This window comes from Streptomyces sp. NPDC104309, assembly GCF_055584025.1.
Genome location: NZ_JBVJMV010000001.1, coordinates 220,603 through 235,162, shown reverse-complemented (window position 1 = coordinate 235,162; position 14,560 = coordinate 220,603). Strand labels below are relative to the sequence as shown.

17 protein-coding genes and 1 pseudogene are annotated in these 14,560 nt (G+C 69.5%); 12 read left to right on the top strand and 6 right to left on the bottom strand.

The genetic code is table 11. The annotated features are described in order from the left end of the window. The first annotated feature begins 642 nt into the window (after positions 1-642). The 5 genes and pseudogenes from ACZ68L_RS01055 (at position 643) to ACZ68L_RS01035 (ending at position 3,229) form a co-directional block, all read left to right on the top strand. Entirely contained in the window at positions 643-1,857 is a 1,215-nt protein-coding gene (locus ACZ68L_RS01055; protein ID WP_469573117.1) for a PucR-like N-terminal domain-containing protein, read from the top strand. A 264-nt stretch (positions 1,858-2,121) separates the two neighbouring features. Continuing rightward, entirely contained in the window at positions 2,122-2,385 is a 264-nt protein-coding gene (locus tag ACZ68L_RS01050) for a hypothetical protein (protein ID WP_469573114.1), read from the top strand. Between the two features lie 95 nt (positions 2,386-2,480). Continuing rightward, entirely contained in the window at positions 2,481-2,954 is a 474-nt protein-coding gene (locus ACZ68L_RS01045; protein ID WP_469573113.1) for an SCP2 sterol-binding domain-containing protein, read from the top strand. A 4-nt stretch (positions 2,955-2,958) separates the two neighbouring features. Further along, positions 2,959-3,096, top strand: a pseudogene (locus ACZ68L_RS01040) (acyl-CoA dehydrogenase family protein); the annotation flags it as partial. A gap of 34 nt (positions 3,097-3,130) precedes the next feature. After that, positions 3,131-3,229, top strand: a complete 99-nt coding sequence (locus ACZ68L_RS01035) for an acyl-CoA dehydrogenase family protein (protein WP_469573111.1) — start codon at positions 3,131-3,133, stop codon at positions 3,227-3,229. A 28-nt stretch (positions 3,230-3,257) separates the two neighbouring features. Here the strand turns inward: ACZ68L_RS01035 and ACZ68L_RS01030 are convergent, their stop codons facing one another. Beyond that, complete coding sequence (locus tag ACZ68L_RS01030; protein WP_469573109.1) at positions 3,258-4,511, bottom strand: cytochrome P450; 1,254 nt, start codon at positions 4,509-4,511, stop codon at positions 3,258-3,260. A gap of 80 nt (positions 4,512-4,591) precedes the next feature. Here ACZ68L_RS01030 and ACZ68L_RS01025 point away from each other — a divergent pair, with 80 nt between their 5' ends. Together ACZ68L_RS01025 and ACZ68L_RS01020 are read left to right on the top strand one after the other, a co-directional pair. Further along, a complete protein-coding gene (locus tag ACZ68L_RS01025) occupies positions 4,592-5,419 on the top strand; it encodes an ATP-grasp domain-containing protein (protein WP_469573108.1) in 828 nt (275 codons plus the stop codon). A 58-nt stretch (positions 5,420-5,477) separates the two neighbouring features. Then, positions 5,478-7,553, top strand: a complete 2,076-nt coding sequence (locus tag ACZ68L_RS01020; RefSeq protein ID WP_469573106.1) for an MDR family MFS transporter — start codon at positions 5,478-5,480, stop codon at positions 7,551-7,553. A 24-nt stretch (positions 7,554-7,577) separates the two neighbouring features. Here ACZ68L_RS01020 and ACZ68L_RS01015 read toward each other — a convergent pair whose 3' ends face one another. Together ACZ68L_RS01015 and ACZ68L_RS01010 are read right to left on the bottom strand one after the other, a co-directional pair. Next, positions 7,578-8,027: a YchJ family protein gene (locus ACZ68L_RS01015; protein ID WP_469573104.1), complete on the bottom strand. Its 450-nt coding sequence runs from the start codon at positions 8,025-8,027 to the stop codon at positions 7,578-7,580. Positions 8,028-8,056: 29 nt separating this feature from the next. Next, positions 8,057-9,022, bottom strand: a complete 966-nt coding sequence (locus ACZ68L_RS01010) for a GlxA family transcriptional regulator (protein WP_469573103.1) — start codon at positions 9,020-9,022, stop codon at positions 8,057-8,059. A gap of 52 nt (positions 9,023-9,074) precedes the next feature. Between ACZ68L_RS01010 and ACZ68L_RS01005 the strand changes: the two genes are divergently transcribed. Next, positions 9,075-9,491, top strand: coding sequence for a cupin domain-containing protein (locus tag ACZ68L_RS01005; RefSeq protein ID WP_469573101.1), 417 nt, complete (start codon positions 9,075-9,077; stop codon positions 9,489-9,491). Positions 9,492-9,550: 59 nt separating this feature from the next. Next, a complete protein-coding gene (locus tag ACZ68L_RS01000; protein ID WP_469573099.1) occupies positions 9,551-11,038 on the top strand; it encodes a membrane-associated oxidoreductase in 1,488 nt (495 codons plus the stop codon). Between the two features lie 82 nt (positions 11,039-11,120). On the opposite strand, the gene ACZ68L_RS00995 is transcribed toward ACZ68L_RS01000, so the two are convergent. From ACZ68L_RS00995 to ACZ68L_RS00985, 3 genes are all read right to left on the bottom strand, one after another. Further along, a complete protein-coding gene (locus ACZ68L_RS00995) occupies positions 11,121-11,930 on the bottom strand; it encodes an SAM-dependent methyltransferase (RefSeq protein WP_469573097.1) in 810 nt (269 codons plus the stop codon). A gap of 93 nt (positions 11,931-12,023) precedes the next feature. Continuing rightward, a complete protein-coding gene (locus ACZ68L_RS00990; RefSeq protein WP_351072796.1) occupies positions 12,024-12,260 on the bottom strand; it encodes a DUF397 domain-containing protein in 237 nt (78 codons plus the stop codon). Further along, positions 12,260-13,120 carry a helix-turn-helix domain-containing protein gene (locus tag ACZ68L_RS00985; RefSeq protein WP_469573095.1) on the bottom strand — a complete coding sequence of 287 codons (861 nt, stop codon included), beginning with the start codon at positions 13,118-13,120 and terminating at the stop codon, positions 12,260-12,262. Before ACZ68L_RS00985 ends, ACZ68L_RS00990 begins: the two co-directional genes overlap by 1 nt. Before the next feature lie 207 nt (positions 13,121-13,327). Here ACZ68L_RS00985 and ACZ68L_RS00980 point away from each other — a divergent pair, with 207 nt between their 5' ends. From ACZ68L_RS00980 to ACZ68L_RS00970, 3 genes are all read left to right on the top strand, one after another. Continuing rightward, positions 13,328-13,786, top strand: coding sequence for an ATP-binding protein (locus tag ACZ68L_RS00980; RefSeq protein WP_469573094.1), 459 nt, complete (start codon positions 13,328-13,330; stop codon positions 13,784-13,786). Then, entirely contained in the window at positions 13,780-14,214 is a 435-nt protein-coding gene (locus ACZ68L_RS00975; RefSeq protein ID WP_469573092.1) for a hypothetical protein, read from the top strand. Before ACZ68L_RS00980 ends, ACZ68L_RS00975 begins: the two co-directional genes overlap by 7 nt. Positions 14,215-14,307: 93 nt before the next feature. After that, positions 14,308-14,553: an NAD(P)-dependent oxidoreductase gene (locus tag ACZ68L_RS00970; RefSeq protein ID WP_469573090.1), complete on the top strand. Its 246-nt coding sequence runs from the start codon at positions 14,308-14,310 to the stop codon at positions 14,551-14,553. Positions 14,554-14,560 lie beyond the last annotated feature (7 nt).

Here is a 14,560-nt window from a genome sequence, read left to right as displayed (position 1 = left end):
GAGCCGTGATGTTACTTGCGGGAAACACGGCGACACAATCCTGCCGGTTAAGATCTTTTGCGATAATCGATTTTTGATCCAGAAATGAGCAGACGGAGCCTGGAGGCTTGTCAACGGATGCGCATGTGAAGGCGCGACGGATGGCATCGCGGGGTACGGGACCTCCCCCGCACGAGGAAGAGCCGGCCGGCGGCGGTCGCCCGAACGTGGTGAACGCGCCACTCGGCGCGGCGACACTCGGCGCGGCGACACTCCGGCCGGTGCGGCCACCCACGGCCGTCACGCGGGCGCGACCGCGTCCGGGAGGCCGTTCCGGAGCGGTGTGCACACGGCGGACGTCGTCGACCGCCCCGCTCCCGCCGCCCGCCGCGCCGCTTCACCGGTGCCGGAATTTTGTCGTCGAGGAACAAGCGGCCGAAATATGTTGTCCGGAAGTGAGTATTGCCGCCCCACCTGCACGGAAGCCCCACAACGCGGCCGAGATGCGTGCCCCTTGCACTCCGATCTTGCACAAGTGGTGGGCATGGCAGCTGACTTGGTCTATCTTCATCGCGAACTTGGTACGCACCTGCCGGTTGATGGGAGCGCTTTCCCCCCACCGCCTCACCCCCACCGGGCGCCGGAGAGCAAAAGGGGACAGTCATGCCAGAACTTATACAGCCGTCGGACATCGGAGACCCCCTGGGTCCGCTCCCCCAGGAATTCGCCGCAATCATGCGGCCCGAACTTCCGAGCCTGATCAAGGAAATCGGCGTCGAGGTCACCCGGGCCTATCCGGAATACGCGCGTCTACTCAACGGCCCGAACGGTCAGGCCATTCGTGTCGGCGTGGAACAGAGCCTTGCGTCGTTCGTCGATCTGGTCGCCGAGCCGTCCACCTCCACCACGCTTCGCGACGACATGTGCCGTCGTTTCGGGCGGTTCGAGGCCTATGAGGGCCGCAGTATGGAGACGCTGCAGGGGGCCTATCGGCTCGGCGCCCGGGTGGCGCTGCGCCGGGCCAAGAAGGTCGGCCGGACCTACAGCTTCTCCCCCACCCTGATGCTCAGTTTCGCCGACGCGCTGTTCGCGTACATCGACGAACTGGAGTCGCTCTCCCGCGAGGGTTTCCTGGAGGTGCAGTCGCAGTCCGGCGAGCAGAGCGAGGCCATGCGCCGCCGCCTGCTGCACCTGGTCCTCGCCGGGCGACCGGTGCCCCGGACCGCCATCGCCGAGCTCTGCGAGCAGACCGGCTGGACACTGCCGGAGCAGGTGACCCTGGTCGCCGCCCGAGCCCCGGCCGGGATCGACCGGGCCGGCCTGGACCGTGACGTACTGGTCGACCTCAGTGATCCGCAGCCCCACTTACTCATCCCGGGGCCGCTCGACGACGCGCGAAGACAGATGCTTGAGCGCGCCCTCCTCGGCACCCGGGCAGCCATCGGACTCACCGTCCCCACAGCGCTCGCCTCGGACTCAATCCGCTGGGCCCGCCGGGTCCTCGAACTCATCGACGCCGGGATCGTCGCGGACGCGCCGCTCGTACGGTGCGAGGACCACCTCATCACGCTGTGGCTCCTCTCCGACACGGCCCTCCTCGATCAACTCGCACGGCGCGAACTGGCTCCGATCGCGGGAATCAGCACCAACCGGCGCGAGCGACTGATCGAAACGCTCCGCGTCTGGCTCGAAACCAGGGGGACCGCGGCCCACATGGGCGAGCTGCTCAATGTGCATCCCCAGACCGTCCGGTACCGGATGCGCAATCTGGAGACCATCTTCGGTGCCCAACTGGTCGATCCCGAAAGCCGGTTCTCGACCGAGGCCGTACTACGGGCACTCCAACTGCGCGAGCGGGGCACCGACGTGTCTCTCTAGCTCCGTGACCGACCGGGGGCACGAGTCGGCCGCCGCGCGCCCGAGCACGGCGGGCCGGAACACAGATGCAGCACGTACGTCACGATGAGTCAACTTACTTACGGGTAAGAAGAAATACCCGATCACTCTCAAACGGTTGCCACACGGAGACGTTCTCAACAAGAAACCCGGAACTGCGTCCCGTACACATGGAGGAGTCGGCCGCCCACCCGGTGGCCACGCCGAGAACCACCTCCTGGCCAACCATCCGAGAGGGCACCCCTCATGACCGCCTCACACCTCCTCGTACCCGTGCCGATCCCGGACCGGGTCGCCGCGCTGATCGGGTCCTGCATCCCGCCGCACATCCTGCAGGCGGAGTTCGACGCCGCATGCGCCGCGCGCGAGGTGCGCAGCTTCCGTGGTCCACGGCTCTGCGGCGAGGACCAGGCCGACCGCGAACAGGCGCTCTCCGAGCTGGCGCGCGCGAACAAGATCCTCGCCGCCCACCACCCGGGGCTGCCGGTGCGTCCCGGCAGCTCCTGGTGACACGCCCGCACCCCTGCTCCCCACGCGCCTTGCGAAGGGTCGGCACGGCGCATACCTTACCCAGAAGTAAGCTTACTTCAGAGTAAGGAAGTGGCGTGGCCGACAACAGCAGCGACGATCTCGTCGGCGAACTGGCCGGGCTCGGCTTCGCGGCCGCCTCCCCCGAGGAGTTCGCCCGCATCGTCAAGGGCCTGTCCGCCAGGCAGCTCGGCGAGGTCATGCACGGCGAACTGCGCTCCCGGGTGCTCGGCGAGGTCTTCGGCCGGATGAAGCAGCAGTTCCGCCCGGAGGCGGCGGGGCAGCTGAAGGCACTGATCCGCTGGAAGACAACCGGCGACAGCGACGCGGTCTTCGAGACCTCCATCTGCGGGGGCACCTGCACCGTCAGCGAGGGGCGTTCCGAGGCCGAGCCGCGCACGACACTGGTGATGGGGGACGCCGAGTTCCTCAGACTGGTCTCCGGCAACGGCAACCCGGTGACGATGTTCATGATGCGCAGGCTGAAAGTGGCGGGCGACGTCGGGCTGGCCTCGGGCCTGACCCGCTGCTTCGACATCCCGAAGGCCTGAGCCCCTGAGCTGGTTCCCCCTTGCCCTCACCGAGGAGCAGCAGGACCTGCGCGACTGGGTGCACGGCTTCGCCGCCCAGGTCGTCCGGCCGGCCGCCACCGAGTGGGACGCCCGCGAAGAGACCCCGTGGCCCGTCATCCGGTGAGCCGCCAGGATCGGCCTGTACGGTTTCGAGTATGTCCCGCGATGCCAAGATCTACACGATCTTCGAGGGGACGAGCGAGATCCAGCGGCTGGTGATCACACGGGCGATCTCCGGGCGCCACATCCGCTGAACCGCTTCCGGCCGGCCCCTCGCCGGGATCAGCCGGGGACCGGGGTGAACCGGACCGGCAGCGATCGCGGGCCCCGGGTGAAGACGCCCTGCTCGAAGGGGGTGAAGCCGTCCGCGAGCCGCAGCTCCCCCAGCGCGTCGAGCAGCTGGTTCACCCCCGTCTCCACCTCCGCCCGAGCCAGCAGCGCGCCCACGCAGAAGTGCCGGCCGAGCGCGAACGCCAGGTGGTCGGCCGCCGCCGAGAACGCGGTGGTGCTGGTCAGATCGGAGCGGAAGATGTCGAAGCGGTCGGGCTCCCTGTAGCGGGACTCGTCGCGGTTGGCGGAACCGATCAGACAGGTGACGGTGGCCCCGGCGGGCACCGTGCCACCACTGAGCTCCACCTCGGTCGCCGTCTGGCGCATGATCATGTGGACCGGCGGGCTGTGGCGCAGCGTCTCCGCGAAGGCCCTCTCGATGAGGGAGCGGTCCTCCCGTACAGCGGCGAGCTGTTCGGGGTGGGCGAGCAGGTTGGCGAAGAGGGAGGCGATGGCCTTGTCGCTGGTCTCGCCGCCCGCCGCGAGCAGCAGGCTGCAGAACGCCTTGATGTCCTCGTCGCTCATCCGCACCCCGTCGACCTCGGCGGCGCAGAGCGCGGAGAGCAGATCGTCGCCGGGCGCCTTCCGGCGCTGCCGGATGATCGGGATCATGTACTCGGCGAATTCCTCGCGGGTCCGCTGACCTGCCGCCGCCACCTCCGGGTCTCCTGCGAGATTGCCGAGGAAGGCGATGACGGTGGTGTACCAGCCGTGGAAGCGGTCGTGGTCCGCCCTGTCCAGGCCGAGCATGTCGGCGATGACGAGGACCGGGAAGCGGGTTGCGAACGCGTCGACGAGGTCGGCCTCGCCGGTGTGCCGGAAGGCGTCGATCAGCTCGCGCGCGTTGCGCTCGATGACCGGCAGCACCTTCTCCTGAAGGTCCGCTCCCCGGAAGGCGGGGGCGACCAGGGCCCGGCGCACGGCGTGCTCACGTCCGCTGAGCTGGAGGATCGTCCGGCCGTGGACCGGTTCGATCTGCCAGTCGTAGTTCTCGGTGGTGAACTCGCCGGCCTTGTCCTTGAAGATCCGTGCCACGTCCTCGTACCGGGAGACGAGGTAGCTGTTCGTGGCCTCGTGCCGGATCAGCGGGGCGCTCTCGCGCATGATCCGGTAGGCCCCGTAGGGATCGGCCGCGAAGGCCGGCGAGAGAATGTCCGGAAGTGGCGACGCTTGCGATGCGGTCGACTCGTACGGGGCAGACGTCATGACGCTCCAGGGTCGTTGACGGGCAACGCCGTCAAGGTTATTGATCCGCCGTCCGCAGACACACCCTCTGGGGGAACACCATGTCCGAGCGCCCGCGCCCGTCCCTGCTCCTCGTCACCGACCTCTCCTACGAGGCTCGTGGCCGCCGCTACTGCGACGAGGACATCCATCTGTCGTCGCGGCTGCGGGAGGAGTTCGATGTCGCGCTCTGTCACCCCCGGGACGCCGCCGCGTTGCTCGACGGCTTCGACACGGTCGTCATACGCAACAGCGGTCCGGTGCTGCACTACCAGGAGGCGTACGACGCGTTCCGCGCGCGGGCGCTGGAGCTGGGCGTACCCGTCTACAACCCGCTGCACGGCCGCGGGGACATGGCGGGCAAGCAGTATCTGGTCGATCTGAGCCGGGCGGGACATCCGGTGATCCCCACGGTGGACCGGGCTGCCGATCTGGGGCTGCTGCCCGCGGCCTCCCACTACGTGGTCAAGCCGAAGCTGGGAGCGGACTCGGTCGGTCTGCGGTTCGTACCGGAGGCCGCACTGCCGGTGAGCGACGACGGCCTGACGCTCGTCCAGCCGCGGATCGACTTCCGGTACGAGGTGTCGTTCTACTTCGTCGACCGGGACTTCCAGTACGCGCTGTACGCGCCGCGTCCGGAGCAGCGGTGGGTGCTGGAGCCGTACGCCCCGAGTGCGGCGGATCTGGAGTTCGCGAGCTCGTTCGTGGAGTGGAACAGCCTCGACCACGGCATCCAGCGGGTCGACGCCTGCCGGACCGCGCAGGGTGAGCTGCTGCTCGTCGAGTTGGAGGACCTCAATCCGTATCTCTCGCTGGACCGGGTGGCAGAGCCGGTGCGGGAGGCGTTCGTGACCCGGCTGAAGGCCTCCCTGCGGGATCTGTCGGCCTGACGACACGTCCGGCCGTCCCCCACATGCGGCGGACGGGGCCCGGTGTGAGGGTGCAAGCGTGACCACTGCCAGCGAGACAGCCCCCGCCGCGCAGAGTGCCGCCGCGCCGCCCGTACTCGATCCGCGCCGCCGGAACATCGTCTTCGCGACGATCGTGCTCGGGCTTCTGCTGGCCGCCCTGGACCAGACGATCGTCGGCACCGCACTGCCGACGATCGTCTCGGATCTGGGCGGCGCCGCCCATATGTCCTGGGTCGTCACCGCGTATCTGCTCGCCGAGACGGTGGCGACGGTCCTGGTGGGCAAGTTCGGCGACCTGTTCGGCCGGAAGATCATCTTCCAGCTGTCCGCGGTCATCTTCATCACCGGCTCGTTCCTGTGCGGCCTCGCGACCAACATGACCTTGCTGATCGTCTGGCGCGGGCTGCAGGGCATCGGCGCCGGCGGGCTGATGGTCACCTCGATGGCACTGATCGCCGATGTGATCCCGCTGCGCGAGCGCGGCAAGTACCAGGGCGCGCTGGGTGCCGTCTTCGGGGTGTCGACGGTGATCGGGCCGCTGCTCGGCGGGCTCTTCACCGATCATCTGAGCTGGCGCTGGGCGTTCTACGTCAATGTGCCGATCGCGATCGTGGTGGTCATCGCCGCCGCCCGCACGATCCCGTCGGTGAGGGCCGTGGGGCGACCCGTGATCGACTATCTGGGCATCGCCCTGGTCACGGTCGGCGCGAGCGCGCTGATCCTGGCGACCAGTTGGGGCGGCAACACGTACGCGTGGGGCTCTCCCGTCATCCTCGCTCTCTTCGCGGGCGGCGCCGTCGCGCTGGCGCTCTTCTGCGTGGTGGAGTTCCGGGCGAGGGAACCGATGCTGCCGATGCGGCTGTTCCGGAATCCGGTGTTCACCGTCTGCTCGATCCTGAGCTTCGTCGTGGGGTTCGCGATGCTCGGCGCGATGACCTTCCTGCCGACGTATCTGCAGTACGTGGACGGCGACTCGGCGACCCTGTCGGGGGTACGGACGCTGCCGATGGTCGTCGGGCTGCTCGCCGCCTCGATCTTCAGCGGCAACGTGGTCTCCAAGACGGGCCGGTACCGGGTCTTCCCCATCGTGGGCTCGCTGGTCATGGCGGTCGGGCTGTATCTGCTCTCCCGGATGGGCCCGGACAGCGGGGTGTGGCTGGAATCGCTCTACATGCTGGTGCTCGGCGTCGGTATCGGGCTGTCCATGCAGGTGCTGACCATCGCCGTGCAGAACACGGTCGACTACGCGGACCTGGGTACGGCGACATCGGGCGTGACGTTCTTCCGTACGCTCGGCAGTTCCTTCGGCACTGCGGTCTTCGGCACGATCTACGCCAACGCGCTGAAACCGAATCTCACCGACGGCGTCGCCGCGGCGGCTCGGGCGGGCGGCGACCCCGCGGTGCTGGCGAAGGCCTCGCAGAGCCCGCAGGGGCTGCACGCTCTGCCGGCCGCGCAGGCCGCGCCGCTGGCCCAGGCGTATGCCGACACGCTGCACACCGTGTTCCTGTGGACGGTGCCCGTCGCGGTCCTGGGGTTCGTCGTGGCGCTGTTCCTGAAGGAGGTGAAGCTGCGGGACACCGCGCGGGTCGGCTCGACGGACATGGGCGAGGGCTTCGCCCAGCCCAGCGCGGGCGACTCGGCCCGGCTCCTGGAGTTCTCCGTGGCCAAGATCCTCCGTGACGCGGGTCCGGACACGGCACGGCGGATCGTCGCGGAGTCGGACACCCGGCTGGACGTGGCGGGGGCCTGGGCGGTGATGCAGGTCGAGCTGTTCACCCGAATGGTCGGTCACGCGGGACTCGGCCTGATCGCGACCCGGCACCGGGTCCCGCCGGAGGTGCTGGTCCCGGTCTTCGACCGGATGATCGAGGAGGGCTATCTCACCGGCGACGGCCACCTGTTCACGCATACGTCCGCCGGGAGCCGGGAGGCCGCGGCGATCAGTGTCGCGTGGGCGCGGTGGCTCAACGAACGCCTGGACGAGCACGGGTCACGTCCCGACGACCGGCAGCTGCGGGCCGCGGTGGACATGATCGCCAAACGGCTGCTGGCGGAGGATCTGACGCAGGAGCTCTCGCCGGAGAAGGCCCGGGTCGGGGCCGCCCTCTGAAGGGCTCGTCACCGCCCGTCCGGTTCACTCGACGAAGTCCGCCGTCGAGTACACCCAGGCACCCCCGGAGCGGACGAAGCGGCTCTTCTCGTGGAGCGAGTCCGGCCGCCCGCGGTCCGTGTAGTGCGCGCGGAAGGTGACCGTCCCGGTCGTGTGGAACGGACTGCCGTCCGTCGTCTGCAGGATCTCCAGGCGCACCCATCGCGTCCCGGGGTCGAAGTCGACGGCGGGCGGCCGGGTGTCCGGGTGCCAGGTGCGCAGCAGGTACGCCTCGTCCCGGACGACGAACGCGGCGTACCGGGAGCGCATGAGTGCCTCGCAGGTCGGCGCGGCGGCGGTCCCGGCGTGCAGGCGTCCGCAGCAGTCCCCGTACGCGGCGGGCAGGCCGCAGGGGCAGGGCGACTCCGCGGGGAAGGCGGATTTCCGCGCGCCGGCGGTGGCGGGCCGCCCCGGTCGTGTGGTGCGTCGTGACATGCCTCCATTGTCACCCGGGGAACGGGGGCTCAGCGGGCCGGGGTGAAGCGGCGACGGTACTCGCCGGGGGTCAGTCCGGTACGGCGGCGCAGCTGGATCCGCAGGTTCGTCGCCGTACCCAACCCGCTGGCACGGGCGACCACGTCGAGACGTTCCTCACCGCGCTCCATCAGCCGGCAGGCGAGGGTGATCCGGCGTTCGGTCAGCCAGCCGTGCGGGGTCGTGCCGAGCTGGGCGCGGAAGCGGCGGTGCAGGGTCGCCGGGCTGACGGCGGCGCGGGCGGCGAGGCCGGTCACGGTGAGACCGGTGCCGAGGTGCTCCTCGGCCCAGGCCAGGAGCGGGCCGAGCGAGGTGTCGGGGACATCGGGCAGGGGATGCTCGACGAACTGGCGCTGGCCGCCGTCGCGGTGGGCCGCGAAGACCAGGCGGCGGCTCACGGCGGCCGCGATCTCGGCGCCGTGGTCGGAGCGGATGATGTGGAGGCCGGTGTCGAGGGCGGCGGCGCTGCCGGCCGCGGTGATCACCCGGCCGTCCTCGACGAACAGCACATCGGGGTCGAGGCGGACCCGCGGGTGGCGGGCGGTGAAGGCGTCGGCCCAGCGCCAGTGGGTGGTGGCCCGCCGGCCGTCCAGCACCCCCGCCGCGGCCAGCGTGAACGTACCCGTGCAGAAGCTGACCAGTCTCGCTCCCCGGGCGTCCGCGCGCCTGATCGCGTCGAGGACGGCCGAATCGGGTTCGGTCTCCGGGTCGGGACGGTTCGGCACGACGACGGTGTCGGCCCGGTCGACGGCATCGAGCCCGGCGACGCCGGAGAGCTGGAAGAAACCGTGGTGCATGTGCACGGTCGGGGTCTCGGCACAGAGCTCGAACGCGTACCAGGGCACCGGCAGTTCGGGGCGGCGCAGCCCGAAGAGCTCCGTGGCCACGCCCATCTCGAAGGGGTTGGAGCCGGCGGAGACGATCATTGCGACCCGGTGCGAGGATTCTTTCGCCATGTGCGATTCCTAGCACTCGCCGGGGCGGGAGCCAAGGCCGAGGATGGGGATCATGAGCGATCAGACGACGAAGACCTCGCCCGACCCGATTCTGCTGAGCGATGCGCTGAAGACGTTCGAGGCGCTGTGGAGCCCCCGGATAGTGACTCGTGTCAACGACTACGACGTGCGCATCTCGAAGGTCCGCGGAGAGCATGTGTGGCACGTCCACGAGGACACCGACGAGTTCTTCCTGGTGCTCGACGGCACGCTGGACATCCGACTGCGCGAGCCGGACGGGGAGCGCGCGGTCACCCTCGCCCCCGGCGCCGTGTTCGTCGTGCCGCGCGGGACGTGGCACAAGCCGTCCGCCTCCGGCGATGCCTCGGTGCTGTTCTTCGAGCCCTCGGGTACGCCGTCGGTGGGCGACCGGCACGACGAGGTCCCCGAGCACGTGGACGCGACGACGGGACACGCGCTGGGGAGCTGAACACGCCGCCGGCCCGCCGGGGTTGACACCACGACGGGCCGCAGGTCAGAGTCCCGGCGATGGAGACCACCGAGCTGACCCCTGCCGAACGCCGTGTATGGGATGCCTTCCCGAGCGGCGTTCCCGTCGATTTCCGAACCGGCGTGGAGGCCGAGGACGACCCGGCGACCGGGGCGAGCTGGGGGCCGGAGCGCATCATACGCGGGGAGGTCCTGCGGGCCCTGCTGATCGGCAGCCCGCAGGAGGACGGCGAAGTGGCCGCGCTACGCGTGCTGGGCGCACGCGTCTCGGGCTCCCTGAACATGCGGTACGTGACGGCCGAGTGCCCCGTGCTGCTGGCCGGCTGCCACTTCGAACAGGCGCCGAATCTGTATGGGGCGCAACTGCGCCAGCTCAACCTCAGCGATTCGGTGCTGCCGGGCCTGACCGCCGCCACCATCAGGATCGACGGCGTGCTGAGGCTCACCGACTGCCGGATCTCCGGCCCCGTCAGGCTCGGTGGATCGAAGGTCACCCAGGCGCTGTTCCTCGACCGCACCCGGATCGGGGTGGCCGCCGACGGCACGACGGCTCACAACGACGAGACGGTCCTCCAGCTCAACCACGCGACCGTCGAGGACGACATATGGGCGCCGGGGCTCGTCGTGCACGGCGAGTCCCGTCTCGATGGTGCCGCGGTCACCGGGCAGGTCCTGCTGAACGACGCCCGGCTGCTGAATCCCGGGGGCGATGCTCTCCGGGCGGAGACCCTGACGGTCGGCTCCGACATCCACGCGATGCGGATCCGGGTCGAGGGGCGGACCGATGTGCGCGGCAGCCGGATACCGGGGCAGCTCAACTTCGCCCACGCGCGGCTGTCGAACCCCGGCGGTGTCGCCGTGCGCGCCAGCAGCTGCACGATCGGCGAGCTGTGGCTCCGGGATGCCTCCCCGATCGAGGGAATGGTGAATCTGCGTCGCGCACGGATCGACCTCATTCATGCCGCCCCCGCCGTCTGGCCGCGCGCCGTCCGCCTGGAGGGGCTGACATACACCGTGCTGCTTCCCCATCTGCCCGCCGAGCAGCGGCTGCCGCTGCTCGATCGCGAGGAGGAGGGATACGTTCCGTCCGCCTACGAGCAGCTGGCGGGAGCGTACCGGCGGATCGGTGACGACGACGCGGCACGGACCGTGCAGCTCGCCAAGCAGCGCACGCACCGCGTCACCCTGCCGGGGCACGCGAGGGTGTGGGGGTACCTGCAGGACGTCACCGTGGGGTACGGATTCCGGCCGGTCCGAGCGGCGGCCTGGCTCTTCTCGCTGCTGCTGATCGGGTCGCTGGCATACGGGCTGCACCACCCGCCCCCGTTGAAGGCCGACGAGGCCCCGCCGTTCAGCGCGTTGTTCTACACCCTTGATCTGCTGCTGCCGATCATCGACTTCGGGCAGGAGAAGGCGTTCAACCCACAGGGCTGGTACCAGTGGCTGTCGTACGTGCTGATCGCGGCCGGGTGGCTGCTCGCCACGACGATCGCCGCCGGCATCACCCGGTCGGTCAGCCGTCAGTGACGGGCCGGCGCACGAACGTCGGCCGTCGGCGACCGGTCGACGCCGACCGGTCGGGCGCGGATGACGGGCCGGCGCCGGACGGTCAGGGCTTGCGGGCGACACCCGCGTAACCCGGGATCGGCTCGTCGCCGGGCACCTCGACGACCTCGCCGAGTTCCGGGCGCCAGTCCGCGGAGAGCGAGACACCCGGCTCGACGAGTTCGAGTCCGTCGAAGAATGTGGTGAATTCGGCGTGGGAACGCAGCCGCAACGTCATCCCGCGCGCCTTGTACATGGCGGACGCCTGCGCCGCGCCCTCGGGATCGAAGTCCCCGGTGGTGTGCGAGAGCACCAGATAGCTGCCTGAGGGGAGCCGCTCGACCAGTCGGTCGACGAGTTCGGCGGCGCCGTCCTCGTCGCCCAGGAAGTGCAGCAGGGCCAGCAGCGAGAGCGCGATCGGCTGGTCGAAGTCGAGGACCCTGCCGGCCTCCTCCAGGATGACTTCGGGTTTGCGGGCGTCGGCCTGGATGTACTCCGTGGCGCCCTGGGGGGTGGAGCGCAGCAGGGCCGCCGCGTGCGCGAGAACGATCGGGTCGTTGTCGCAGTAGACGACGCGCGATTCGGAGGCGGTCCGCTGGGCGATCTGATGGAGGTTCGGCTCGGTGGGTATGCCGGCGCCGATGTCGAGGAACTGGCGAACCCCGTTCTCCGCCAGCCACCGGGTGGCCCGGTGCATGAAGGCCCGGTTGACCCGGGCCATGTCGCCCCCCCTGGCGTCGACGGCCAGCAACTGCCGGGCCATCTGCTCGTCGACCGGGTAGTTGTCCTTGCCGCCGAGGAACCAGTCGTACATCCGGGCGGGATGCGGCTTGCTGGTGTCGATCTCGATGGCTCGGGGATCCTGCCCGGTCATAGCACGCTCCATGGGTCCGTAGGTCGGCGAACAACAACAGTGTGGGACGGGGACGGCTCCGGGAGAGACGGATCGGGCCGGGAAGGCGTGGATTCAGGTGAGGAGGAAATCCGCCTGGCCGGACTTGGCGCCCTGGATGAAGGCGGCGATCTCACCGTGGGAATAGATCAGGGCGGGGCCATCGGGATCCGCGGACTGGCGTACGGCGACTCTCCCGTCGGACAGCTTCATGGCTTCGACGCAATTGCCTCCGTTCCCGCCGCTCCACGGCTTGTACCAGCCCTCGGAGCCGAGTTCGGCGGCCGGCATGCCGTTGTATATGGGATCCATCACAGCTCCTTGCGGAAGTCCCGGAGGATTTCCTTCGTGCGTTGTGCAGTTGCGGCCTGAGCCGCCATGCGGTCCATGACTTCGAGGTAGGAGGCCACCTCGGGGCGCGCGTCGAAGTAGACGGCACCGGTCAGGTACTCGCTGTAAACCATGTCGGGGAGTTCGGGGACGCCGAAGCGGAAGAGGACGAAGGGGCCGTAGGTTCCCGGGTGGTGTCCGGTCGAGAATTCCGCGATCTGCAGCGTCACATGCGGCATCTCGGTCGCCTCCAGCAGCCGGTCGATCTGCCCTCGCATGGCGTCGACGCTGCCGACGGGGCGGCGCAGCACCGTCTCGTCCATCACCACCCAGAGCTTCGGGGCGTCCGGCCGGGAGAGCAGGGACTGACGCTGCATTCGCAGCGCCACATGGCGCTCTATGTCCTCGGGTCTGGTCTGGCCCACGGCTCCGGTGCGCATCACCGAGCGTGCGTAGTCCTCGGTCTGCAGCAGACCGGGGACGAAGTGCGGCTCGTACATGCGCAGGAGGCTCGCGGCGCCCTCCAGGCTGACGTACATGCTGAACCAGTCGGGCAGCACATCGTGATAGCGCTGCCACCAACCGGGCTTGTTCGCCTCCTCGGCGAGCTCCACGAACGCTTCGGCCTCGTCGTCGCCGATCCCGTACGCCTTCAGCAACAGCTGGACATAGGGGATCTTGAGAGCGACCTCGGCGGTCTCCATCCTGCGTATCGTCGCAGGTGCGACCCGCAGCACCTTGGCAGCCTGGTCACGGCTCAGGCCGACCCGCTCCCGCAGATCCTGCAGGCGCTTGCCGAGAACGACCTGACCCACGGTCGGGGCGGACCGCGGTTCGCTCACTTCAGACCTCCCGATGCGCTGTTTGCCAGCAGTGTGCCATGCGCGGGGCTCCCAAGACACAGTCACTCTGGAATTTTCAGAGTGCCCCTTGCCAAGTGTTCTCGACAGAGGGAGAGTTGGTGAGTGAACCAGTTCACTTAGTCACGACCGTGCTCATTCGCGTGAGATCGCGGAGCGTGACGCAGCCCCCACTGTGAGGAATCGGTTGTGGCACCTGGCAGTGCGCTTATCCCCCGGCTCATGGATCTCAGCCCCGGGACGGAAGCGCTCCGGTACTGCTTCGCGCTGCCGGCGCACCCCGAATCGGTGGCCGGTGCGCGGCGGCTGACACGGGCCCGGCTCGACGAATGGCGGCTGGACGAGGACGCGCACGAGGCGGCGATCCTGATCGTCTCGGAACTGGTCACCAACGCGGTGGTGCACACCATGAGCGCTCGTGTCGTGTGCGAGCTGCGCTGCCTCGACGGACGGCTGCGCATAGCGGTGCAGGACCAGGGACACCAGCCCGGCGGGCCGCGGCTCTGCCGCACCTCCGACGACGAGCACGGACGCGGCCTGCTGCTCGTCGACGCGATGAGCAGTTCCTGGGGTTCCCGCGACGCGGGCAACGGCTCGGGCCGCATCGTCTGGGCGGAACTGCCGCACGGCTCGGAGCGGTCATGCTGAAGAACGCGATGTCCCATCTGCTCGGAGCGCGCCGCTCCCGGCAGCCCCTGCGCGCCACGGGCACGGTGCAACTGCCGCTGCCGCCCTCGCTGTCGGCGAGCCTGGGCTGCGACGCGGTGGGCGTGCCCTCCCGGTACGGCTTCCGGCTGATGTCTCACCTGCCTCGTACCGGTTGTGTCTTCGCGGACGCCGACCGCTGGTGGTGGATCGTGCCCGCGGGTTCCGATCTCGATCTGGACTGGCCCGCACAGGCCGCCTATGCGAAGGGGGCGTTCGTTCCTGCCGTACGGCCCCGGCTCATCCACCAGCCCGACAGCCGTACGCCGTACACTCCGCCCATCCCGCTCTTCCTGATGGTGTGCCAGGTGACGGGAGTGACGCCGTCGTGGGCACCGTCCGGCGACGCGCGCGCCGTCTCCGCTCCCTGACGCGGGCGAGGGGGCGGAGGATTCCCACGGGAATCCTCCGCCCCCTCGCCCCGCTCACTTACGGAACGTCAGCCAGTCGACGGCGCATCGGCGTTGACGGACGAGGTGGCGGCCGACCGGATCAGCGCCGTACTCGACGTCACCGATCCGGAACCCCTGCCACCGGACAGTCCGCTTCTCGACCTGCCGGGCGCCTTCCTGACACCGCATCTGGCGGGCTCGCTCGGCAATGAGCTGGAACGGCTCGGGAGCGCGGCGGTGGACGAGGTGGAACGGCTGGTCTCGGGACTGCCCTTCGCTCGCCCCGTGCACAGGGAAGAGCTCTCGCACAGCGGCTGACCTACTG